This window comes from Janthinobacterium agaricidamnosum NBRC 102515 = DSM 9628, from assembly GCF_000723165.1.
Lineage (GTDB): Bacteria > Pseudomonadota > Gammaproteobacteria > Burkholderiales > Burkholderiaceae_D > Janthinobacterium > Janthinobacterium agaricidamnosum.
In genome coordinates, this window is sequence record NZ_HG322949.1 from 4,237,251 (window position 1) to 4,260,289 (window position 23,039).

Consider the following 23,039-nt stretch of genomic DNA (forward strand, 5'->3'; position numbering starts at 1 on the left):
TTTCTGACAGGTCGCTCACTCAAAATACTGACAGGCCACTTTTTTCAAAGCGTCCTATTTCAATTACTTCTTGTGAGCATTTAATGCTTGTAGTTTGACATTGCCTAAGCAACGCTGCACTGGCATCAAACGCCCACACTTATCGACTGTTAATTGTTAAAGAACCGAATTCCGTACCGCTTTCGCGCTATCGACAAAGCGTTGTGTTTGTCAGCTGCGAAGAAGGAAGAGTATGAAGCGTTTCGCTTGTTTCGTCAACCCTCTTTTTATCCCCGCTTCACTTTGCATTTGCATGCGGCGTTCTGCGAGGGGGCGAACTATAGCAAAGGCCCTGTGGGAGCGCAAGTTTTTTTAGCGCACAGCACGGTTTGATACGCCCTGCGCTCACTCCAGGCCCTGATTCTTGCAGGCTGTCGCAATTGGATGGCGTGCAGAGCGCTCTTTATTTACAGTGACAACATCGGCATACGCTACCGGAGCAGGCAAGGCCGATGCCATAAAAGCACCGCCAGCTTCAGTTACACTTGCCTTACCAGTTGCATCGACTAATTTGCATTTGAAAGTATCTACATGTTTGCTATCTCTAAAGCACCAGCCATATTGAAGACGCTCGCGGCATGGATACACCGCGGCTTCGACGCAACGGCAACGTGGGTCACGCAGCTTTCATGGTGGAAATTCTTTCTCTTTGCGGCCCTGGCACTGATCGCCGGTTCGATCTTGCAGGATGAATTGTTTTCTTCCGAGCCGATTCCTGAAGTTTCCAGCAAGCCAAACAAGCGCGGCAATCGCGCCAATGGTGAAACCAATATCTTGATCGATGACACCGGCATTCATTTCAATCCGCGCAACAGCAAGAATCGGCGCAGCACAGTTGACACCCCAAGTGTCGACAGCGAAGATGGCGGTAGCGAAAACGACGAGTCGAGCGATGGCAAGGTTGCACCGCCGGAACCACCAGCCCAGCCGGCCCGTCCAGCCAAGCCGGCGAAACCGGCCAAACCGGTGTCGCCGTTCACGACCGACGAATCCGGCAATTCGGTACACATCGACTTGCCGCCGCAAATCAGCGAAGAGTTATCGAACGCGATCGAAGAAGCGGTGGACGACGCGGCCGAACAAAAGGTCAGCCGCTACCATAAGCAGGCGTCGACCTGGTTCAAGAGTTTTGTGTCCTTGCTGGTCTTGGCGCTGTTTGCGACCAAGGCCCTGGTCGGCGGCAAGAAGCGGGCCGAAGCGGAAACCATCACGGCCAACGCCGCCGCCGAGCGCGAATCGATGCAGCGCCAGCTGAGCGAAGCAAAGATGCAAATGATGCAGGCGCAAGTCGAACCGCACTTCCTGTTTAATACACTGGCGTCGGTAGAACACTTGATACAGACCAATCCCCCGCGCGCCTCGGCAATGCAGCGCAGCCTGATCATGTATCTGCGCGCGGTATTGCCGCAAATGCGGGACAACACCCTGATTACCAACCTGGGCCGGGAAGCCGACATGGTGCTGGCTTACCTGGATCTGTTAAAGATGCGCATGGAAGAACGCCTGACCGTCGACTTCAATGTTCCCGAAGGACTGCGCAGCGCGGCCTTCCCGCCGATGATGCTGCAATCAATGGTCGAAAACGCCATCAAGCATGGCCTCGAATGCAAGCCCGAAGGCGGCACGCTGAAAGTGCTGGCGGAAGTGGTACACAATAAATTGCGCGTTTCGGTCACCGACGATGGACTGGGATTTGGCGCCGTGCCCAGCGATGGCACCGGCCTCGGCTTGCCGACTATCCGCGAACGCCTGAAGTTGCTGCATGGCGAACAAGGCAGTTTGCAGATTACGCAAAACCACCCAAGCGGCGTGTGCGCGGCGATCGAAGTACCTTATCAATTATCCAAACAACATAGCGATTGATTAATCCGACAATTCGTTGAATAATCAACATCCACCAGACCTCACTGCCTCATTCAGATCATGCCTACAGCCATCATTGCCGACGATGAACGATTAATGCGCGAACAATTGCGCATGAGCCTAAACGAAGTATGGCCTGAACTCGATATCCTGGGCGAGGCGAAGAATGGCGACGAAGCCATCGAACTGGTCGACCAGTTAAAGCCGGACTTTACTTTTCTCGATATCCGCATGCCTGGCAAGACCGGCATGGAAGCGGCGCAAGCGATCGGCAATAAAAGCCACATCGTCTTCGTCACCGCCTACGATGTGCACGCGGTGGAAGCGTTCGAGCGGGGCGCCGTCGATTATCTGTTAAAGCCAGCCGAGCGCGAACGCCTGCAAATCACGGTGGACCGCTTGAAAACCCGGCTCGCCAGGCCGGGCGCGGAATTGAATAGCAGCGTGACCGCGATGTTGTCGCAGTTGGCGGAGAAAATCGTTGCCAAGCCGACTTATCTGCAGTGGATACAGGCCAGCATCGGCCAGGATTTGCGCATGATCCCGGTCGAGGAAATCCTGTTTTTCCGTTCCGACGAAAAATATACCTGCGTGCAAACCGCCAAATACGAAGCGCTGATACGCAAACCGGTGCGCGACCTGGCGGAAGAGCTTGATCCGTCGCTGTTCTGGCAAATCCACCGTGCGACGCTGGTGAATGTGAACGCGATCGAAGGCGTGACCCGCGATATTCGCGGCCGTCACCTGGTACTGATCAAAGGCAAGCCGGACAAGCTGGAAGTGAGCCGCAGCTTCTTGCATCTGTTCAAACAAATGTAATTCCCCCTCCTGCGCGCCCCGCTCCTGGGGCGCGACTCTCCGCACTTGTTCCAGATCAAACATCTACGCCCACGGCTAGATTAGTGTGGTGTTATTCCTATTATTGCCCCGCGCCACTGGAGCCACGCCATGATTGCATCGGGCAAGTCCAAGCCATCCCTGTACCGCGCCATGCCGCTGGCGATCGCCGGGCTGCTGCTCGCTTTGCGCCTGGCCATCCGCAAGAACAGCGCCGAACCGGATCGCAGCCGCAGCATCATCGACAGCGCCAGCGATGCGATCATCACCGTCGACGATCAACAAACCATCTTGCGCGCCAATCCGGCGGCGGCGGCGATGTTCGGCAGCACCGTGCACGCGATGCGCGGCGCGGCGCTCGATCAATTCATTCCACGCGATCTGCGGACCTTTGGCGAACATGAGGCCGCGGGGCATTTTGGCGACAGCGGCCTGAATTTACGGATGATGGGAAGGCGGGTCACCGATTATGCGGTCAGCGGCCTGAAAGCCAGTGGCGAACAATTTCCGCTGGAAGGTTCGATTTCAGTCTTGCTGGAACATGGTTTCCCCGTGTACACCATCATCGTGCGCGACATTACCGAACGCAAACAAGTACACGAGCAACTAGAGCGTTCGTTTTCGCAACTGCGGCAACTGTCGTCCGCCTTGCAAACCATCCGCGAAGAAGAGCGTAAATACATCGCGCGCGAATTGCATGACGACCTGGGACAGTTATTGGCCACCTTGCGGCTAGACCTGACGCTGGCGGCGCAACATGCCGCCCACTGCCCGGACACCGCGCGCATCTTGCATAATATGGATGGTTTGCTGGTCACCGCGATCACTTCGCTGCGCCGCCTGGCCAGCAACCTGCGGCCGCGCGCACTGGATGAAGGCGGCTTGTACTTCGCACTGCAAAGTTTGCGCCAAGAATTTCTTGAGCGCCATAAGGTGCACTTTGAATTGCTGGCCGATGAAGCGGACTTGATATTGGACGACGCCTTCAGTACCGCGATTTATCGCATCGTGCAAGAATCGCTGACCAATATCGCGCGCCATGCCCAGGCCAACAATGTGACGATCGCCTTGCACCGCCTCGACTCGAAACTGGAAATCACGATCCAGGACGATGGCCTCGGCATCGAAGACAGCGACCTGGAAAAAGCCGCATCGCTGGGTTTGCTCGGCATGCGCGAGCGGGTCTGGGCCTTGCACGGTACGATCAGTATCGGTCCCAACAACAGCGATGGGGAGCAACACGACGATGGCGGCACGCGCATCGATATCCTGTTGCCGCTGCCATCGCCGACATCATAAAAAAAGCGCCCGCAAGGACGCCTCGAAGTTGCCGTAGCAGTCAGCGCAATAGCCGGATTAAAACTTGTGGGCGATGCCGATCTGGTACGACGTCAGCGACTTGACTTGCTCGCGGCCGGCGTAAGCGTACAGGTCGGTACGTTTCGACAGGTGGTAGTCGTAACCGACGCCGTATTCCTTGTAGATATCCAGGTCCGATACTTTATTGCTGCTTTGCTGTTGCTTGCCATACGATGCCTTGGCGTCGCCATTGCCGGCCGTGTAGATCAAGCCAACCAGGTAGGAGCGGAAATCTCCGGTGGTGGCAACCTTGGTGTCGCCCTTGGTGTAGGCCGCGGTCACTTTGGCCGGGCCGAATTTATACGCGCCGCCGAGCGACCACAGATTAGGCTTGACCGTGCTGGCCACGGTTTGCGCCACTTGTTCGTAGCCGCCATGCAAACTGATCGGGCCATTGTCGTAGGTCAGCAAACCCAGCGCGCCATTGCTGCCGCCCGGGGTTTCGCTTAATACATATTGCACACTGCCGACCACACCGTCAAAGCTTGGGCTGTTGAAGGTGATGGCGTTGTTGACGCGCGAAGAGCCGACGCCCGAACGCAGCAACGCTTCGTTGTTCTTGCCAATCACGCCGTAGGTATTGAATGGGTCGACGCGGGCGATGGTGCCATCGATCAGGTTCTTGGTGCGGCCGAGGATGGCGGTACCAAACCCGCCTTTCAAGCCGACATATGCCTGGCGTTCAAAAAATACGCCTTTTTGCGCGCCGGTGTCGGCCAGGATTTCGTTTTCCAGGTTGAAAATTGCCGACAAGCCGCCGCCGAGTTCTTCCGTGCCCTTGAACCCCAGGCGCGAGGCGTTGTTTTCGCGCTCAACGGTCGATTGGCCGGTGGTCTTGGCCAGGCCCAGATCGATCAAGCCATAGATGGTGACATTCGATTGCGCCTGCGCCGATGCGGCGAAGCCAGCCAAGATCAGTGCTGCCAGAGTAAGTTTTTTCACTTGAGATTCTCTAAATTAAGTTGAACAAGATTATTGCTTCCTTGATACCGTGTCGGATGATGCCTATTAAATACTTCAACAATATGACATTGACATCATTTTTGTTTTTCCACACGGAAATAAAATAAGAAATAGACCAGCGCAAGAAAGCCTGACGCAAGGCGTCGTCAACAGAAAACGGAGAGGAAGAGTCAGGCTGGCGCAGGACGCGCCAGCGAATTTCAGCGTGAAAAATGCCGCATATTATTTCAGGCGGCAGCTCAGCATCCAGTAATACTCCAGGCGGGTGATGCGGATTTCGCGTACCGAGGACGCCATTTTCTTGCGCAGCGTGCTGTCCGACGGGAAGTTTTTCAATACTTCATAACGTTGGTCATCGTCACCGGTGCGGAATTGATAGGTATTGCCTTCGGCATCGGTACGGGCGATCACCGTGCTGCTGCCGTCGACATAGTTATTGTCGATCAGCACCAGCAAGACATCCTTGCCCAGCTTGGTCCGTAATTGGCCGAGGAATTTTTCCTGGTCTTCGCGTTTCACATGCGACCACCAGAAACCGGCGAAACAGGCAGTAAAGCTGCCTATGTCGGCTGGCAAATCGAACGCGTCGGCCAGGCTGAATTGCACCACATCGTCGGCCAGGCCGCGGGTTTTGGCCAGTTCCACCATTTCAGGGTTGATATCGGTGGCCAGCACCGATTCGGCGACATCGGCGATGGTCTGGGTCCAGTACGCGGTGCCGCAAGCAATTTCCAATACTTTATGGCCACTCAGCACTTCTTCCAATTTTTCATGCAAGTCGTCCAGGTCATCCAGCCGCTCCGGCTTGGCATACACGCTGTCGTACTGCTGGGCGATGTCTGCGTAGTATTTGGCTAGGTCGGTAATCATGTGTTTCTTCTCTGTCATAGTGTGGATTTACTTCTCCGGAAATTTCTTGCCGGCTTAAAGCTCGTAGTGTTCCTTGTCGCCGCTCATCGCCTGTTCGATCAATTTGCGGTTCAGCGTCGGCGTCAATAATTCGATGAAGGTGTAGATATAGCTGCGCAAATAAGCGCCCTGCTTGACCGCTACCCGCGACACATTCATGCCGAACAGGTGGCCGACCGGAATCGCACGCAGGTTTTTGTCGCGCTCGGCGTCGAACGCCATGCCCGCTATGATACCAATGCCCATGCCCAACTCGACATAAGTCTTGATCACGTCGGCATCTATGGCTTCCAGCAAGATATCCGGCTTCAAGCCGCGCAACACGAACGCATGGTCGATTTTGTTGCGTCCGGCAAATGCGCTGTCATAGGTAATCAGCGGGTAGGCGGCGATTTCTTCCAGTGTCAGCGACTTCGATTTCAGCAAGGGATGATCGATCGGCACCACCACCACATGTTCCCATTGGTAACATGGTAACGTGATCAAGCCATCGATGGCGGCGATCGATTCGGTGGCGATCGCCAGGTCGGCCTGGTCGCGCTGCACCATTTCGGCGATCTGGCGCGGATTTCCCTGCAATAAAGACAATCTCACCTTCGGGAATTTCAGCATGAACGCCTGCACCACTTTCGGCAGAGTATACCGGGCCTGGGTATGCGTGGTGGCAATCGTGAAACTGCCGCTGTCTTGCGCCGCGTATTCCTTGCCGATGCGCTTCAGGCTGTCGATTTCCTGCATGATCAATTCGACCGATTCCAGCACCAGCCGGCCCGGCTCGGTCAAGCCGCGTATCCGCTTGCCGTGGCGTGTGAAAATATCCACACCCAGCTCTTCTTCCAGCTCGATGATGGCTTTCGAGACCCCCGGCTGCGACGTGAACAAGGCCTTGGCGGCGTCGGTCAAGTTGTAATTCTGGCGGACCGCTTCGCGCACGAAGCGCAATTGATGAAGATTCATTGCTGGTTTGCCCTGGAAAAATCGCGCCATGACCGGCCTTGGCCGGCGCTGCGCAGTGATTTTGCATTCATGCTTATACGCATAACGCATATAAGCAAATGAGTACTAAGTAGTATGGAATAAAGACGAAGTTTATTACTATTACAGGTACTTTGGGGGTGCATGCATGACTTTGTCTTATATAGTCTCGGGATTTGCGGTCGGATTACTGGTAGGAATGACTGGCGTCGGCGGCGGATCGTTGATGACGCCGCTATTGACCCTGCTGTTCGGCGTCGCGCCATCGGTCGCGGTCGGCACCGACCTGGCATTCGCTTCGATCACCAAGAGCGCCGGCACCCTGACCCACCGCTTGCGCGGCACGGTACGCTGGGACATCGTCAAACTGCTGTGCTGCGGCGCCTTGCCGGCGGCCGTGGCAGCGACGCTGGCGCTGAAATCATTCGGCGCCCTGACACCTGGCATAGGCCAGGTGATTCGGTATTCGATCGCCGGCTCGGTATTGCTGACGGTAGTCGCCCTGGTATTCAAAAGCAAAATGATGGCGTGGATGAACGCCCATCCCGAGAAACAATTACAAGGCAAGCAGCTCGCCAGCGCCACCGTCATTTCCGGCGCCGTGCTGGGCGTGCTGGTCACGGTGTCGTCGATCGGCGCCGGCGCGATTGGCGCAACACTACTGGTATTGCTGTATCCAAGCATGAGCTCGGCGGAAGTGGCTGGCACCGACATCGCCTACGCCGTGCCGCTGACGGCAATTGCCGCGCTCGGCCACTGGTGGCTGGGCTCGATCCACTGGGCACTGCTGTTTTCGCTGCTGATCGGCTCGCTGCCCGGCATTACCCTCGGTTCGTGGGTGGCGCGCTCGGTACCGGAAAAATTCCTGCGCGTCTTGCTGGCCATGACGCTGACCAGTGTGGCGATCAAGCTGATCTACTAATAAGAAGTCAAACACGCACTCTCTCATTCAGGCACATATTTAGGACTAGCTATGTATCACTACGATCAGTACGACCACCTCATCGTCAAAGAACGCATCGCCCAGTACCGCAACCAGGTCGAACGGCGTATCGCGAATGAATTGACGGAAGAGGAATTCATTCCGCTGCGCCTGCAAAATGGCTTGTACATGCAGCGCCACGCTTACATGTTGCGCATCGCCGTGCCGTACGGCTTGCTGTCCTCGGCCCAGATGCGCATGTTTGCCCATATCGCCCGCAAATACGACCGCGGTTATGGCCATTTCACGACGCGCCAGAATATCCAGTTCAACTGGATAGCACTGGAGCAAACGCCCGATATCCTGACCGACCTGGCCTCGGTTGAAATGCATGCGATCCAGACCTCGGGTAACTGTATCCGAAATACAACATCCGACCCGTACGCCGGTGTCGCCGCCGATGAAATCATCGATCCGCGCCCGTACGCCGAAGTGTTGCGCCAATGGAGTACCTTCCACCCGGAATTCATCGCCTTGCCGCGCAAGTTCAAGGTCGCCATCAATGGCGCGCTGGAAGACCGCGCCGCGATCGCGGTGCACGACATCGGCTTGACGGCGGTGCGCAACGAGACCGGCGAAGTCGGCTTCAAGGTGATGGTCGGCGGCGGCATGGGCCGCACCCCTATCCTGGGCAGCGTGGTGCGCGAATTCCTGCCGTGGCAACATTTGCTGACCTATGTGCAAGCCGTGATGCGGGTCTACAACCAGTACGGCCGGCGCGACAATAAATACAAGGCGCGCATCAAGATCTTGCTCAAAGCCATAGGCGTCGAAGAATTCACGCGCCAGGTCGAAGCGGAATGGGTCGATTTGAAAGACGGTCCGGAAACCCTGACGGTCGAGGAAATGAGCCGCGTGGCGCAGTATTTCAATCCGCCGGCCTACGAAACGCTGGAAGATGTCAATCCGGCGGCCGGCCACGAAGACAAGAAAGCCTTTGCCAATTGGCTGCTGCGCAACGTCAAGCCGCACCAGCGCCCGGGTTATGCGGCGGTGGTGCTGTCGCTGAAGAAAACCGGCGTGCCGCCGGGCGACGCGACCGCCGAGCAAATCGACTTCGCCGCCGACCTGTCCGACCGTTACAGCTTCGGCGAATTGCGCGTGACCCATGAGCAAAACCTGGTGCTGGCCGACGTCAAGCAATCGGCACTGTACCAACTGTGGCTGGAAGCCAAGGCGCATAACCTGGCGACGCCGAATATCGGCTTGCTGACTGACATGATCTGCTGCCCCGGCGGCGATTTCTGCTCGCTGGCCAACGCCAAGTCGCTGCCGATCGCGGCCGCCATCGCCGAGCGTTTCGACAATATCGATTACCAGCACGACATCGGCGACATCGAATTGAATATTTCCGGCTGCATCAATGCCTGCGGCCACCACCACGTCGGCAGCATCGGCGTGCTGGGCGTCGACAAGGATGGCAGCGAATGGTATCAAGTGTCGATCGGCGGCTCGCAGGGTAATAAAGCCGCCATCGGCAAGATCATCGGACCATCGTTCTCCGCCCAGCAAATGCCGGAAGTGGTCGACCGTTTGCTGCAAGTGTATGTCCGCGAACGTTATGAAGACGAACGTTTTGTCGACACCGCGCAGCGTCTCGGCCTCGCCCCGTTCAAGGAATATGTGTATGCAACGCCGATCAAGGTCGGCAACCTGGTAGGAGAAGACGAATATGTTTGAAGTACGCCCGGAAATCATCAAGGACCGCGCCGTGGTCGCCAATGACTTTGGCTTGCTGCGGCTGGACGAAGGCCAGGCCGCCGACACGATTGAAGTGCCGGCCGGCAAGGTCATCGTGCCGCTGGCCGTCTGGCTGGCCCAGCGCGCTGTTTTAGAAACACGCTTGCCGGACATCGGCGTGTGGCTGGCTAGCGACGAGCGGCCGGAAACCCTGGCAGGCGATGTCGAGAAATTGGCCGTGATCGGCGTCGACTTCCCGAAATTCACCGATGGCCGGGGGTATTCGATCGCCTTCAACCTGCGTTCGCGCCTCGGTTTCAAGGGGGAATTGCGGGCCATCGGCGATGTGTTGCGCGACCAGTTGTTTTCGATGCACCGGGTCGGCTTCAACGCCTACGACACGCGGCCGGACCGCAGCATCCATGACGCCCTGAAAGGCTTGTCGGTCTTTTCCGAAACCTACCAGGCGTCATGGGATCAAAAAGCGCCGCTGTTCCGCCGTCACCACCGTGAAGGCCAGAACCCCGACATCAATAATGCCGCCGGCATCTGAGGACTGGCCTGATGAGCGACTTACCTCAACTGGTGGCGGATAGCCAGGCCACGCTGGCCCGCATCGCCGCCGACTTTTCGCCGGCCGTGTTCGCCTCCAGCCTGGCTGCCGAAGACATGGTGCTGACCGACATGATCTTGAAGGCGAAACTGCCGATCGCTATCTTTTCACTGGAGACCGGTCGTTTGCATGCGGAAACGCTGGCCGTGCTGGACCAGGTCAAGGATACCTACGGCAGCGACATTAGCCTGTACCGGCCGCGACCGGAAGCCGTGGCGGCTTATGTCGAACAGCATGGCATCAACGCCTTTTACGACAGTATCGAAATGCGCCGCGAATGCTGCCGCATCCGCAAGGTCGAGCCGCTGGGCCGCGCGCTGGCCGGCAACAAGGCCTGGGTCACCGGCCAGCGCCGCGCGCAATCGGCCACCCGCGCCGAATTGCATGTGCAGGAAGACGATACCGCGCACGGCATGGCCAAGTTCAATCCGCTGGCCGACTGGTCGGAACAAGATGTGTGGCAATATATTCGTGACAACAATGTGCCCTACAATGCGCTGCATGACCAGGGTTATCCATCGATCGGCTGCCAGCCCTGCACCCGCGCCATCGAACCGGGCGAAGATGTGCGCGCCGGCCGCTGGTGGTGGGAAAACCCGGATTCCAAGGAATGCGGCTTGCACATGGTGGACGGCAAGCTGATACGCATCAAATCCGTGGCAGCTTGAACCAACCGCTTTAAAAAACCAATAAAGACTGGCTTATGAATACCATATTGAACGAGCGTCACCTCGATAGCCTCGAATCGGAAGCGATCCACATCATGCGCGAAGTCGCGGCCGAATCGGCCAATCCCGCGCTGCTGTTTTCGGGTGGCAAGGATTCGGTGGTCTTGCTGCGCCTGGCTGAAAAAGCCTTCCGCCCTGGCAAGTTCCCTTTCCCCCTGGTGCATATCGACACCGGCCACAACTTCGACGAAGTGATCACCTTCCGCGACAAAAAGGTGGCGCAACTGGGCGAACGCCTGATCGTCGGTTCGGTCGAGGAATCGATCAAGCGCGGCACGGTACGCCTGCGCAACCCGGCCACCGATTCGCGCAATGCGGCGCAAGCGGTAACCTTGCTGGAAACCATCGCCGAACACCAGTTCGACGCCTGCATCGGCGGCGCGCGCCGCGATGAAGAAAAAGCCCGCGCCAAGGAACGCATCTTTTCCTTCCGCGACGAATTCGGCCAATGGGATCCGAAGGCGCAGCGTCCGGAATTGTGGGACTTGTATAACACCCGCGTGCATCCGGGCGAAAACATGCGCGTATTCCCGATCTCGAACTGGACCGAGCTCGACGTGTGGCAATACATCGCCCGCGAAAAACTGGAATTGCCGCCGATTTATTTCGCCCACCAACGCCAGGTGATCCCGCGCAACGGCTTGCTGGTGCCGCTGACCGACCTGACCCCGGCCCGCGACGGCGAAACGGTGGAAACGCAAACCGTGCGCTTCCGTACAGTCGGCGATATTTCGTGCACCTGCCCGGTATCGTCGGATGCGGCGACGGTCGAGCAAATCATCGCCGAAACCGCCATCACCCAGATCACCGAACGCGGCGCGACCCGGATGGACGACCAGACCTCGGAAGCCTCGATGGAAAAACGCAAGAAAGCAGGGTATTTCTAATGAACGCAGTGCTCAATCCAGTCCCCCACCAAAAAACCGAACGCGGCCTGCTGCGCTTCATCACGGCCGGTTCGGTCGATGACGGCAAAAGCACGCTGATCGGCCGCCTGCTGTTCGACAGCAAGGGCATCTTCGCCGACCAGCTCGACGCGATGTCGCGCTCGAAACACAAGCGCACCGTCGGCGACACGGTCGACCTGTCGCTGCTGACCGACGGCCTGGAAGCGGAACGCGAACAAGGCATCACGATCGATGTGGCCTACCGTTATTTCGCGACGCCGAAACGCAAGTTCATCATCGCCGACACGCCGGGCCACGAACAATACACGCGCAATATGGTCACCGGCGCCTCGACCGCCGACGCGGTGATCATCCTGATCGACGTCTCGAAAGTCAAGCTGGGCGACGACGGCAGCGTCGATTTGCTGATACAGACCAAGCGCCATTCGACCATCGCCCACCTGCTGCAAATCGAGCACGTGGTGGTGGCGGTCAACAAGATGGACCTGGTCGGCTACGATGAAACCATCTATAACCGCATCGTCGCGGCCTACCGCGCATTCGCGCTGAGCCTGGGCTTGAAAGACATCACGCCGATTCCGCTGTCGGCGCTGAGCGGCGACAACGTGGTCGAGCGCGGCGACAAGCTGGGCTGGTACCAGGGTCCGACGCTGATCGAACTGCTGGAATCGCTGTCGGTCTACGACGATTCGCACGACGCGCCCTTCCGCTTCCCGGTGCAGCTGGTGGCGCGCCATAACGGCCACGAAGCGAACGACTTCCGCGGCTACATGGGCCGCATCGAGGCCGGCAAGGTCAGCATCGGCGACCGGCTGCTGGTGCAGCCGTCGGGCCACAGCGCGACCGTCAAGGATATCGTCACGCTGGACGGCTCGCTGCCGACGGCGGTGGTGGGCCAGTCGGTGACGCTGCTGCTCAACGAGTACCTGGATATTTCGCGCGGCGACATGCTGGCCGGCGCCGACCGCCCGGCCACGCTGCTCAAGCAATTGACGGCGGACGTGTGCTGGCTGTCGGAAGACGGACTCGACCTGCGCCGCAAATACTGGATCAAGCACGGCACCAAACAGAGCGCGGCCAAGGTGACGGCGATCGACAGCCTGCTCGACATCAACACCCAGCAGCGCCACCCGGCCGACGGCCTGAAACTGAACGACATCGCGCGCATCGCGCTGACCGTGCAACAGCCGCTGGCGGCCGACGCGTACGACGATATCCGCGCCACGGGCGCGTTTATCCTGATCGATGAAGTAACGCACCAGACCGTCGCCGCCGGAATGATACGGATCGACTGAGACAGGCAATCATATGACACACTCCACCGCTACTTCCCTTGGCAAGGTCTGGCTGATCGGCGCCGGTCCCGGCGCGCAAGACTTGATGACGCTGCGCGGCGCGCGCCTGCTGGCGCAAGCCGACGTGGTGCTGCACGACGCATTGGTGACTGACGAGATGCTGGAGCTGTGCCCGCAAGCGCACAAGATCCTGGTCGGCAAGCGCTGCGGCCAGCTGTCGACGGCGCAAGCGTTCATCAACAAGCAATTGATCGACAACGCGCAAAAATTCGCGCGGGTGGTGCGCCTGAAAGGCGGCGACCCGATGATGTTCGGCCGCGCCGACGAGGAATTGCGCGCACTGGAAGAAGCCGGCATCGAAGTCGAAGTGGTGCCCGGCATTACCACCGCGCTGGCGGCGGCGGCCGCCACCAAGCAGCCGCTGACCAAGCGCGGCGTGGCGCGCAGCGTGGCGTTTTTCACATCCAGCACCGCGCCCGACCAGCCGGACCAGGCCGCGATTCCCGACTGCGACACGCTGGTGCAATACATGGGCGGACGCGAAGCGATCGCCACCGCGCGGCGCTTGCTGGAGCAAGGCCGCGGCGCCGACACGCCGGTGGTGGTGATCGAAAATTGCAGCCGCCCGGACCAGCGCGTGCGGCGCCTGGCGCTGGGCAGCCTGGTCCACGGCCTGGGCGAAGCGCACGGTCCGGTGCTGGTGATGCTGGGTCAGGCGATGGCCAGCCGCGCGCACCAGGATTTCAGCCTGGACCGGCAAGGCGCTCAACTAGCCGGACAGGCCAGCGCCGCCTGAGCCGGCGTTTTACTCCCGCGGATACTCGAACGACGACGGCTGCGGCAGCAGCCGGGCCAGGGTGTCGGCGATCAGCAGCAGGCGCGGATCGTTGTCTTCCGCGTCATCGCAGGTGTCGTTGATGCAGAAAAACGGCAGCGCGCCGAACTTTTCCTTCAACATGTCGAACTGGGCCGATGCATCGGCCGCGCCGCTGCTGATATACAGCGGATCGAGCACTTGCTGCTGCGCATAGCCCCTGTGCACCATCCAGCGCGGGACCAGGTCCGACACCAGCGGCGGCACGCGCCAGCTGCGAAATACCGTCGAACGCACCTGGCGGAACAACTCCGGCGCCAGGCGTTCCAGCTCCTGCATCGCACTTTTCAGCATCGGCCGCGGCGCATGCGAATACAAGCGTGGCTGATGGCGGTAATCCGGGTACTGCGCGGATAGCCACTGCTGCGACAGCACCGCGCCATTCACCGGCGCCGGCGCGTCGGCCGACAAGGCGTCGCCATGGGCGACGGCCGCGGCTTCGGTAAACACCGTCAGGCGCTGGCCGAACCACAGCGCGGGATCGAATGGCGCGCCAAAAAACACGTCGTCGTTAAAGTAAATGAAACGTTCCGACAAACCGTCGATATGGTGCAGGTACGATTCGATATGGCCGGAGTCGAATACCGGCCGCGCCGCCTCGGGTATCAGCTGCGCATGGTCGATGATGGTCAGCCGGCCGGAGGGGCGCAGCCAGGCCGGTGTCTGGCGGTCGGTGACCAGGTAGACGCGGCCGTGGCCGGGAAAGAATTTTTCCAGCGCGCGCAGGTTGAACATCAGTTCGCCATTGTCGCGGTAGCGCCCTGCCACGTTGCCATACAGCGCCAGCTGTTCGGGATGCGCGCGCAGCCATTCGGCATACGCCGACTGGCGCCGTGCGCGCCAGTCCGGATCGGCGCCGTCGACCCACAGATAGACGATGTCGATCGCCGTTTGCCCCATGTTCATGCGGCGTTCAATCCGATACGGCGGAACTGACGCAATAATCGGCCAGCGCGGCCAGCACCGCGGCGTTTTCGCCGGCCGCCTCGACCACCTTGATCGCCAGTCGCGGGTGATCCAGCCGCAATTGATCTATCATCAACGGCAAGTCGCGCAAGACGTGGCCGCCCTGGCCCAGGAATACCGGCACCACGGTGATATCAACGGCGCCGGTGGCGGCCAGTTCGGCCACCAGTTCCGGCAGGCGCGGCGTCATTAATTCCAGGAACGCCAACGCCACCACGGTGTCGGGCAGGCGGGCTTGCGCCAGGTCGCGCAAGCGCTCGAACGGGGCGGCCCAGGACGCGGCGCGGGCGCCGTGGGCGAACAGGATCAGTGCGCGCTGGTTCATCGTCAATGCCTTTCGACCCACCACAGGGCGCTCAGCGCCAGCAGCAGGAATAACAGGCTGGGCGCCAGCGCGGTCAGGAACGCCGGCCACGTGCTGAGCAAGCCCAGGTGCGAAAACAGTGTATTGATCAGCAAGAAGCTGACGCCGATCATGATGCCGATGAAGATCTTCAGGCTGATGCCGCCGCTGCGGATATGCAGGTAGGCGAACGGCAGCGCCAGCGCCATCAGCACGAAGATCGCCAGCGGATCGATGATTTTCTTCCAGAAGGCGATTTTGAAGCGCTCGGTCTCCTGCTTGTTTTCGGTCAGGTGGCGCGTATAGACGGCCAGTTCGTTGGCCGACATGCGTTCCGGATCGGACGACGACACCGACAGGATCTTCGGCGTGATTTCCGAGACCATGTCCTTGGTGGCGCTTTTCTCGGTGACGACCAGGCTGCTCTGCTGTTCGTAATTATTTTGCAGCGTCGGTTCAAAACCCGGCTTGGCCGACGCGCTATTGCTGAAGCGCGTTTCGGTCACGTCTTGCAGGCGCCAGGTATTCTGGCCCTGGAAGGTGGCGTTCTTGGCGGTGGTGATGCTGCGCATCCGCATATTGGTGTCGAACTCATACAGCTTGACGTCGGTCAGCTGGCCGTCCGAACGGGCTTCGCGCACATTGAAGAAGCGCGAGCCGGTCACGCTGCCGCGCAAACCGTCGCTCTTGACGATATCCTTGGTCCACAGCCCGGAGCGGAACTCGCCCGACATGACGCTGCCGGCCGAGATCAGCTTGATCTTTTCCGCCAGCGGCGTGGTGCGCGGGGTGATCAATTCGCCGAAAATGAAGGTGATGACGACAAACACCACGCCGATGCGAAACAGGAACCAGGCCGCCATCGAGGTCGACATGCTGGACGCGCGCATGATGGTGAACTCGGAACTGGAGGCGAATTGCGCCATCGTGTAGATGGTGCCGATCAGCGCGGCGATCGGCATCACCTCATACACATGGCCCGGCATCAGCATCAGCACGTACAGCAAGGCGTACTGGATGGTGTAGCCGTTCTTGCCGACCGCGGCCAGTTCGCCGGTCAAGTCCATGAAGGCCAGCAGCCCCAGGAAGGTGACCAGCACGAAGGCGACCGCCTGGAAAATCGAGACTGCGAAATAGCGCTGTAAAATCTTCATTGAGGTGCCGCATTCTTGGGATTGCGGCGGCGCTTCAGCGCAGCCAGCAAGACCAGGGGGTGGTAACGATGGTTGACGTTCAAGCGCCAGGCGAACAGCCCGACCACGGCCAGCAGCGCCACCAGGTGCAGCGGCCACCACGATACGCCGAACGTGAAGCGGCCTTGCTTGACGCTGGCCTCGATCAGCTTGGTCAAATTGCTATACGTGAAAAAGATCAACAGCGCGATGATCAGGTTGACCGAACTGCCGGCGCGCGGATTGACGAAGCCCAGCGGGATCGCCAGCAAGATCAGCACCAGGCAAATCAGCGGCGCGCTGATGCGCCACAGCAGTTCGGCCATGGTGTACTGGTTCCAGCTCTTCAGCAGCGCGGCGGTCGGCAGTGCGCCCACTTCGAGGTCGGCGCCCAGCTCCTGCTGCTTGCTTTCGATGCGCACGCTGTAAGTCTCGAATTCCATGGTCTGGAAGTCGGACTGGCCAGGCGTACCCTGGTAGCGCCGGCCGTTTTTCAGCACCAGCGAACGCACGCCCTTGGCATCGGTGCGGATCACGCCTTCCCTGGCCACCACCACTGTGCTGCCATTCTGGTCGACGGTATTGACAAAGACATTATGCACATTGGCCTTTTCTCCGCTGGCTCCCTCGACGAAGAAGATGCGGTTGCTGGACGCCGATTCGCGGAACTGGCCGGGCGAGACCTTTTGCAAATCTTCGCGCTGTTCGAAGCGCGACACGTATTCATCGCTCTTTTGCTTGGCCCATGGCGTGGCGTAAAAACTGAGCAGCGCGGTGATCAGCACCAGCGGCATGCCGAAGGTCAGTACCGGCCGGATCCAGCGCGCCAGGCTCAGGCCCGAGGCGAACCAGACCACCATCTCGGAATCGCGGTAGGTGCGGGTGACCACCATCAGCACCGAAATAAAGCTGGTGAGGATGATGATGGTTGGCAGATAATTCAAGGCTGCGAAGATGATCAGTGAAATCACATCGCCCGACGCGACCTTGCCTCCCGCGGCCTTGCCGAGGATGGTGATCAGCGACCATGTGACGAAAATGGTGAATAGAACGGTGAAGGTGGCCCCGGCAACACTGGCCATCTCGCGTCGAAGCGCACGTTGAAAGATCATTCGAAGTTTATAATTCGGGTCAGTGAGTGATGTAACAAATTAAGTAGCACATTACCAGCAAATGAAAAACGGAGAACCAAATGGACTTTAGCATAAAAGCATTCGATACCAAGACCCCACTCAATGCAGCAAAAACGGGCTGCATCGCCGTCGCGGTATTTGAAAACAAAAAACTCTCGCCGGCGGCCAAGGCCCTCGACGGCGCGGGTGACATCACGGCTGCGCTGAAGTCCGGCGATATCAGCGGCAAAGCCGGCACCACGCTGCTGCTGCGCGCCGTCAATGGCGTCAGCGCCGCGCGCGTACTGCTGGTTGGCATGGGCAGCGACGAAATCGTCAGCGAAAAGAGTTTTGCATCCGGTGTGCAGGCGGCGCTGAAAGCATTTGGCTCGCTGGGCGCCGCGGACGCCATTATCGCATTACCGCTGTCGGAAGTGAAAGAGCGCGATGTAAATTGGGCGATCCGTTGCGTGGTGCAAGCCGCCCACGAGAGCGATTACCGCAGCGATACCCAAAAAAGCAAGAAAGACCCGGCTCCCGCCGGCGTACGCAAGATCACCCTGGCGCTGCCGGCCAATACGGCCACCCGCGCCGCGCTGGCGCAAAGCATCGCGATCGCCAACGGCATGGACCTGACCCGCAAGCTGGGCGACCTGCCGGCCAACATCTGCAACCCGACCTACCTGGCCAACACCGCCAGGCAATTGGGCAAGGATTACAAGTTCGACATTGAAATCCTCGACCGCAAACAGCTCGAAGCGCTGAAAATGGGCAGCTTCCTGTCGGTCACCAACGGCAGCGAACAGCCGCCGAAGTTCATCGTCCTCAAGCACATGGGCGGCAAGGCCAAGGATGCGCCGGTGGTATTGGTCGGCAAAGGCATCACCTTCGACACCGGCGGCATTTCGATCAAGGCCGGTCCCGGCATGGATGAAATGAAGTACGACATGTGCGGCGCCGCGTCGGTGCTGGGCACCTTCCGCGCGATCGGCGAAATGAACCTGAAGCTGAACGTGATCGGCGTGATCGCCGCCTGCGAAAACATGCCGTCCGGCCGCGCCACCAAGCCGGGCGACATCGTCACCTCGATGAATGGCCTGACCATTGAAATCCTGAACACCGACGCCGAAGGCCGCCTGGTGCTGTGCGACGCGCTGGCCTACGCCGAGCGCTTCAACCCGGCCGTCGTGGTCGATATCGCCACCCTGACCGGCGCCTGCGTGATCGCGCTGGGCCACCACAACAGCGGCCTGTTCACCCGCAGCGATGCGGCGCACGACAAGCTGGCCAATGAATTGCTGGCCGCCGGCAAGCAAGCCAGCGACACCGCATGGCGCATGCCGATCGAAGAAGCGTACAACGAACAGTTGAAATCGAACTTCGCCGACCTGGCCAACATCGGCACGCCGGGCGGCGGTTCGGTGACGGCGGCGGCGTTCCTGGAAAACTTCACCAGGAAATATACCTGGGCCCACCTGGACATCGCCGGCACGGCATGGAAATCGGGCAGCGCAAAAGGCGCGACCGGCCGGCCGGTGCCTTTGCTGACGAACTTCCTGATTAACAGGGTATAAAATAACAGGGTGTAAAAGAGAGTATAAAAGTATGCATGCGCGGGTTTGACCACCCGCGCATAAGAAAACAGCCCGGCGCAGCAATGCAGCGGGCTGTTTTTCTTTATTTTCTCTTTTTTCTGATTGATATATCAGTAGAGTTCCGACGGGCCGGCCGGAAGTTCCGGTTTTGGCGGCGGAGGTTCCGGCGCCTGGGTTGGCGCCTGCGGGGCCGCCACCGGCAGCGGGACTTCCTTCGGCTTCATGACGATGGTCAGCGTCGACGGATAATCGAAGGCGGTGCCGGTACTGCGGTCGACCAGGTAGCCGACGCCCAGCGTCATCACTACGTTCCCCAGCAACAGGCCGCCATTGCGCTGCGAGTCGATCGCCTCGCTGGCCGAACCGCCGCCGGACTTCTTGCAGTCGACCCGCAACGGCCCCATGCTTTTACGGATCACGACGCGGCCGGGCGTGGTGACGAACCATTTGCCTACGTCATTCGACAAGATGCAGCCGGCGCCACCGACTTCGCGGTTGTCCTGTATGGTTTGCACCAGCACTTGCTGGTCGGTCGAGCCTGCCAGCGTGCCGCAAGCGCCCAGCATGGCCGCGGCCAGCAGCGGCGGCAGAAACTTGAGGTAGCGTGCCATGATGACTATCGAAATAAAAGAAAGTAGCCTTATCAGCGCAGCGGCAGCGGCTGGCTGGCCGGCACGGGCACCGCAGTGACGCTGTTTTTCGGGCTGCCGTCGACCAGCCGGTCGGAATACACCAGGTACACCAGCGCATTGCGCCTGGTGTCGAGCATGCGCACCACGCGCACGTGCTTGAAGAAGATCGAGGCTCGCTCGGTAAACACTTCTTCCTGCTGCGGCAGTTTACCCTTGAATTCCAGCGGCCCCACCTGGCGGCAGGCGACCGAGGACTCGGCCTTGTCTTCGGCCAGTCCGACCGCGCCCTTGATGCCGCCGGTCTTGGCGCGCGACAAATAACAACTGACGCCGCCGACCTTGGGATCGTCGAACACTTCGACCACCACCTTGTGGTCGGGACCGATCAACTTGAAGGCGGTATCGACCGCGCCGATGGTTTCGGCGGCGGCCAGGGAGCCCAGGCTGGCGCTTGCCAGCAACGATAGCACGCACAGCGCTTTACTGATACGCATGACGATCCTGACAAGGTAGGAGTGAAGCAATCGGAACTGCCAGACTATCATAGCCGAACCGCGCCATGCCGTCATGCGCACGCATGATGCGCCTAATTAATCGGCGCAAACCGCTGCAGCATGACGCTATCGACTTCGATCAGCTGGAAAAAAACGTCTTCCGGCATGGTCCAGATGGCCCCGTCAGCGGCGCGATACACTACCATCGGCGTCAAGTCCGATTTCAGCGTGGCGATGCAGACCAGCTCGTAGATGCCGCCCTTGTAATGCCGGTAACGCATCACGGACTCCTTCAAGCCTTGGAGTCTTCGCTTTTGTCGTCAGCCAGCGCACGCTGCTTTTTCTTCAAGCCCTGAATGACTTTCAAGATGCCTTCCATGCCGGCCGCGCCGTCGATATCGGAAAATGCATCGAGCACTTCATTGAGCACCTTGTTACGCACCGACGCCTCGTCCGAAGAAATCTCGGCCGAACGCAGGGCATTCAGGCGCGCCTTCTCGGCGGCGCTGACCCTGGGCGCCTTGGCGGCGGTTTTCCCATGTGTTAACGCAGCCTGCCAGATCACCCAGCGGCGCTGTGTTTCGAATATCAGGTATTCGTCAGGTTTGTCTTCCCTGCGACGAACAATGTGGCCGTCACGCTGCGCCCACGCTTCAAATGCAGTTCGCATTTTCTTCCTTTGCAAATGCTACGCGCATGTCTCACTATTAAAACAGCAATATTTCAAAATAGTACCATCTATTGACGCTGTAAAACAGTATCTATGGCACCTAACTGCATTTTATATAACAAGTCATGCGACGCCAAGCACGATTTGTTACTTCGTTTTGGCACAATCGTCTGTAATCCTCATATTGCAATTACAACCAGATATCATGACAATAGTTTATTACACCGTTGTCATAATGACCGATATTCTAGTAGTTTTTAGCGTTTTTTAGCGAGAAAGTTCAATTGAACGTTGCGTTATTCGATGCCGGACAGATGTACCAGCGTTCGCTTTATGGAAAATCAAACAAATGAATTGAACATTGATACACATAATTCCTTAAAACAATTTTATATTCCCATAGGAAACTGTTGCGCAAAAGAAACAGCAAGCTGGCCCGAGCGACAAACGGTGCAGCAACTGCACCTCCCACCCATCGCGCGTGATGCCGACCTGCCTTTGCCGGCACGCCATTTCCGCGAACGACACCGGCACCGCGCCCATGCCAGCGGGAGCACTACGAAAGCGTGAGACGAAAAAAAAGCCGCTCGAAAGCGGCGTGATCATTGTTAAGGGCAGATCAGAAAAATACGCCCGTGCACACATTTTTTTTGAGAAGTTTGCGCAACTCGCCGCGCGCCTCTTGTCCCACTTCGCTCAACGAAGCGTTCGGGAACGTCCAGGCAGTGGCCTGGCCGCTCAAACGATAGATGGCCCACGCATGGATGCGGCTCATGCTGTCGATCATGGCGTCGGTGGCTTCGGCGATACGGGTATCGCTGGCTTGCTGGGCTTCGTATAAATCGACACTGTGGCCATCGCCGCCGTTCAGGAAGCGCGTGGTCTTGATGCCCAGGTCGCGGTCGGCGTCGCCCGCCATCCAGATTTTCCACAGATCCAGGCACATATCCAGCGGTTCCGGCCGCAGCCACTGGCCGGCCAGCGGCGCCGGCACGGCGGCGCGGCGCGGCACGCGCACTGCCGCAACGGGAACGGCAGGTTCCAGGCCGCGCTGGAAAATACTATCCGCTGCCGGGGCGCATTTGCCGCCCCATGCCAATGTGATTGTTTCTCGTTTCATGTCGACTCCTCGTTGCAGTGTGTGATGCGGCCAGTGGATTGCGCTTAAAACTTGCTGAACTTAAAACTTGCCCCTGCCTGAACTTTATCAAACGATAATTACAAATGTCAATCAAATGATAATTTACCCAAATGATAAAGATGTGTACTAAAATGCGGCCATGGACATGCATTCAATTCGGCGACACAATCTGCGCAAGCTCATCGAAGATGAGGAAAACGGCAACCCGGCGGCATTCGGCCGCAAGTATCTGTTTACAGAAAGCCGCTTGTCGCAACTGCTGTCCGAGACTTACCGCGACGGCAAGAATTTCGGCGAAAAAATGGCGCGCAAGATCGAACAGCAATGCAAGTTGCCGCTGTTTTTCCTGGACCGCATCGGACCGCCGGGCAGTCCGGCAGGCGCCACCGGTTTCGAGCATTTGCAAGTGGTGGTGCGCGACGAGGGCGATCCGGAATTCATCAAGATCAACAAGGTCAGGCTGCGCCTGTCGGCCGGCGTCACCGGCTTCCAGACCGAGCCGGTCAGCGAGCATGGCGGCACCTTGACGGTCAGCCGCGAATGGGTACGGCAAAACGGTTACGCGCCGGAGCGCCTGATCGCGATCCAGGTCAAGGGCGAAAGCATGGAGCCGGCGCTGTATGCCGGCGATATGGTGGTGGTCAACACCGCCGACAAGACCATCGTCGACGGCGCCGTGTTTGCCCTCAATTACGAGGGCGAGGCGGTGGTCAAGCGGCTGTCGCGCGACATCGGCGAATGGTGGCTGTCGTCGGATAATCCGGACCAGCGCAAATACCACCGCAAGCTGTGCCGCAGCGGCGAATGCATCGTCGTCGGCCGGGTCGTGCGCAAGGAAAGCGACCGCATCTGAGCCGGCGCCCGGCGCGCGCGCACTTTCAGCCATCCA

At 59.1% G+C, this 23,039-nt stretch carries 24 protein-coding genes; 12 read left to right on the top strand and 12 right to left on the bottom strand.

Translation table 11 applies throughout. The annotated features are described in order from the left end of the window. Positions 1-570: 570 nt before the first annotated feature. From GJA_RS18170 to GJA_RS18180, 3 genes are all read left to right on the top strand, one after another. Complete coding sequence (locus GJA_RS18170; RefSeq protein WP_038494966.1) at positions 571-1,902, top strand: sensor histidine kinase; 1,332 nt, start codon at positions 571-573, stop codon at positions 1,900-1,902. Positions 1,903-1,962: 60 nt separating this feature from the next. Continuing rightward, the gene (locus GJA_RS18175; protein WP_038494969.1) at positions 1,963-2,721 is read left to right on the top strand and encodes a LytR/AlgR family response regulator transcription factor; all 759 of its coding nucleotides are present in this window, start codon (positions 1,963-1,965) and stop codon (positions 2,719-2,721) included. Between the two features lie 129 nt (positions 2,722-2,850). Continuing rightward, complete coding sequence (locus GJA_RS18180; RefSeq protein ID WP_051781078.1) at positions 2,851-4,038, top strand: PAS domain-containing sensor histidine kinase; 1,188 nt, start codon at positions 2,851-2,853, stop codon at positions 4,036-4,038. Positions 4,039-4,095: 57 nt separating this feature from the next. Here GJA_RS18180 and GJA_RS18185 read toward each other — a convergent pair whose 3' ends face one another. From GJA_RS18185 to GJA_RS18195, 3 genes are all read right to left on the bottom strand, one after another. Further along, positions 4,096-5,040, bottom strand: a complete 945-nt coding sequence (locus GJA_RS18185; RefSeq protein WP_038494972.1) for a porin — start codon at positions 5,038-5,040, stop codon at positions 4,096-4,098. Positions 5,041-5,283: 243 nt separating this feature from the next. After that, positions 5,284-5,931, bottom strand: coding sequence for a class I SAM-dependent methyltransferase (locus GJA_RS18190; RefSeq protein ID WP_038494974.1), 648 nt, complete (start codon positions 5,929-5,931; stop codon positions 5,284-5,286). Positions 5,932-5,985: 54 nt separating this feature from the next. Continuing rightward, positions 5,986-6,927: a CysB family HTH-type transcriptional regulator gene (locus GJA_RS18195; RefSeq protein ID WP_038500349.1), complete on the bottom strand. Its 942-nt coding sequence runs from the start codon at positions 6,925-6,927 to the stop codon at positions 5,986-5,988. Positions 6,928-7,093: 166 nt separating this feature from the next. Here GJA_RS18195 and GJA_RS18200 point away from each other — a divergent pair, with 166 nt between their 5' ends. From GJA_RS18200 to cobA, 7 genes are read left to right on the top strand one after another with little or no spacing between them, the layout of a single operon-like run. Continuing rightward, positions 7,094-7,867 (top strand): sulfite exporter TauE/SafE family protein, encoded by a 774-nt coding sequence (locus tag GJA_RS18200; RefSeq protein WP_038494976.1) that lies wholly within the window; start codon positions 7,094-7,096, stop codon positions 7,865-7,867. Positions 7,868-7,918: 51 nt separating this feature from the next. Continuing rightward, a complete protein-coding gene (locus GJA_RS18205) occupies positions 7,919-9,607 on the top strand; it encodes a nitrite/sulfite reductase (RefSeq protein ID WP_038494979.1) in 1,689 nt (562 codons plus the stop codon). Continuing rightward, positions 9,600-10,160: a DUF934 domain-containing protein gene (locus GJA_RS18210; RefSeq protein ID WP_038494980.1), complete on the top strand. Its 561-nt coding sequence runs from the start codon at positions 9,600-9,602 to the stop codon at positions 10,158-10,160. The genes GJA_RS18205 and GJA_RS18210 overlap by 8 nt, the downstream gene beginning before the upstream one ends. An 11-nt stretch (positions 10,161-10,171) precedes the next feature. Then, positions 10,172-10,888: a phosphoadenylyl-sulfate reductase gene (locus tag GJA_RS18215; RefSeq protein ID WP_038494983.1), complete on the top strand. Its 717-nt coding sequence runs from the start codon at positions 10,172-10,174 to the stop codon at positions 10,886-10,888. A gap of 35 nt (positions 10,889-10,923) precedes the next feature. After that, a complete protein-coding gene (gene cysD / locus GJA_RS18220) occupies positions 10,924-11,835 on the top strand; it encodes a sulfate adenylyltransferase subunit CysD (protein WP_038494987.1) in 912 nt (303 codons plus the stop codon). Further along, positions 11,835-13,151: a sulfate adenylyltransferase subunit 1 gene (locus GJA_RS18225; RefSeq protein ID WP_038494990.1), complete on the top strand. Its 1,317-nt coding sequence runs from the start codon at positions 11,835-11,837 to the stop codon at positions 13,149-13,151. The genes cysD and GJA_RS18225 overlap by 1 nt, the downstream gene beginning before the upstream one ends. A gap of 13 nt (positions 13,152-13,164) precedes the next feature. Continuing rightward, positions 13,165-13,947, top strand: coding sequence for a uroporphyrinogen-III C-methyltransferase (gene cobA, locus GJA_RS18230; RefSeq protein WP_038494993.1), 783 nt, complete (start codon positions 13,165-13,167; stop codon positions 13,945-13,947). 9 nt (positions 13,948-13,956) lie between these two features. Here cobA and GJA_RS18235 read toward each other — a convergent pair whose 3' ends face one another. Genes GJA_RS18235 through lptF form a run of 4 tightly spaced genes read right to left on the bottom strand, consistent with a single transcriptional unit; the run spans position 13,957 to position 17,618 of the window. Next, the gene (locus GJA_RS18235; RefSeq protein WP_051781081.1) at positions 13,957-14,931 is read right to left on the bottom strand and encodes a Stealth CR1 domain-containing protein; all 975 of its coding nucleotides are present in this window, start codon (positions 14,929-14,931) and stop codon (positions 13,957-13,959) included. A 7-nt stretch (positions 14,932-14,938) separates the two neighbouring features. After that, positions 14,939-15,316 carry a sirohydrochlorin chelatase gene (locus tag GJA_RS18240; protein ID WP_038494996.1) on the bottom strand — a complete coding sequence of 126 codons (378 nt, stop codon included), beginning with the start codon at positions 15,314-15,316 and terminating at the stop codon, positions 14,939-14,941. A gap of 2 nt (positions 15,317-15,318) precedes the next feature. Next, a complete protein-coding gene (lptG, locus tag GJA_RS18245; RefSeq protein ID WP_038494999.1) occupies positions 15,319-16,488 on the bottom strand; it encodes an LPS export ABC transporter permease LptG in 1,170 nt (389 codons plus the stop codon). Next, positions 16,485-17,618: an LPS export ABC transporter permease LptF gene (gene lptF, locus GJA_RS18250; protein ID WP_038495002.1), complete on the bottom strand. Its 1,134-nt coding sequence runs from the start codon at positions 17,616-17,618 to the stop codon at positions 16,485-16,487. The genes lptG and lptF overlap by 4 nt, the downstream gene beginning before the upstream one ends. Before the next feature lie 80 nt (positions 17,619-17,698). Here lptF and GJA_RS18255 point away from each other — a divergent pair, with 80 nt between their 5' ends. Further along, positions 17,699-19,192, top strand: coding sequence for a leucyl aminopeptidase (locus GJA_RS18255; RefSeq protein ID WP_038495005.1), 1,494 nt, complete (start codon positions 17,699-17,701; stop codon positions 19,190-19,192). Between the two features lie 131 nt (positions 19,193-19,323). Here the strand turns inward: GJA_RS18255 and GJA_RS18260 are convergent, their stop codons facing one another. The 5 genes from GJA_RS18260 to GJA_RS18280 form a co-directional block, all read right to left on the bottom strand. Next, positions 19,324-19,824, bottom strand: coding sequence for a hypothetical protein (locus GJA_RS18260; protein ID WP_174525961.1), 501 nt, complete (start codon positions 19,822-19,824; stop codon positions 19,324-19,326). Positions 19,825-19,856: 32 nt separating this feature from the next. Beyond that, entirely contained in the window at positions 19,857-20,339 is a 483-nt protein-coding gene (locus tag GJA_RS18265; RefSeq protein ID WP_081905475.1) for a CreA family protein, read from the bottom strand. A gap of 92 nt (positions 20,340-20,431) precedes the next feature. Further along, positions 20,432-20,620 (bottom strand): DUF1653 domain-containing protein, encoded by a 189-nt coding sequence (locus tag GJA_RS18270; protein WP_038495008.1) that lies wholly within the window; start codon positions 20,618-20,620, stop codon positions 20,432-20,434. An 11-nt stretch (positions 20,621-20,631) separates the two neighbouring features. After that, the gene (locus tag GJA_RS18275) at positions 20,632-21,024 is read right to left on the bottom strand and encodes a phiTE_015 family protein (RefSeq protein ID WP_242404575.1); all 393 of its coding nucleotides are present in this window, start codon (positions 21,022-21,024) and stop codon (positions 20,632-20,634) included. 604 nt (positions 21,025-21,628) lie between these two features. Continuing rightward, positions 21,629-22,129: a hypothetical protein gene (locus tag GJA_RS18280; RefSeq protein WP_144241587.1), complete on the bottom strand. Its 501-nt coding sequence runs from the start codon at positions 22,127-22,129 to the stop codon at positions 21,629-21,631. A 166-nt stretch (positions 22,130-22,295) separates the two neighbouring features. On the opposite strand from GJA_RS18280, the gene GJA_RS18285 reads away from it, so the two are divergent. Then, positions 22,296-23,003 (top strand): S24 family peptidase, encoded by a 708-nt coding sequence (locus tag GJA_RS18285; protein ID WP_242404576.1) that lies wholly within the window; start codon positions 22,296-22,298, stop codon positions 23,001-23,003. Positions 23,004-23,039: the final 36 nt, after the last annotated feature.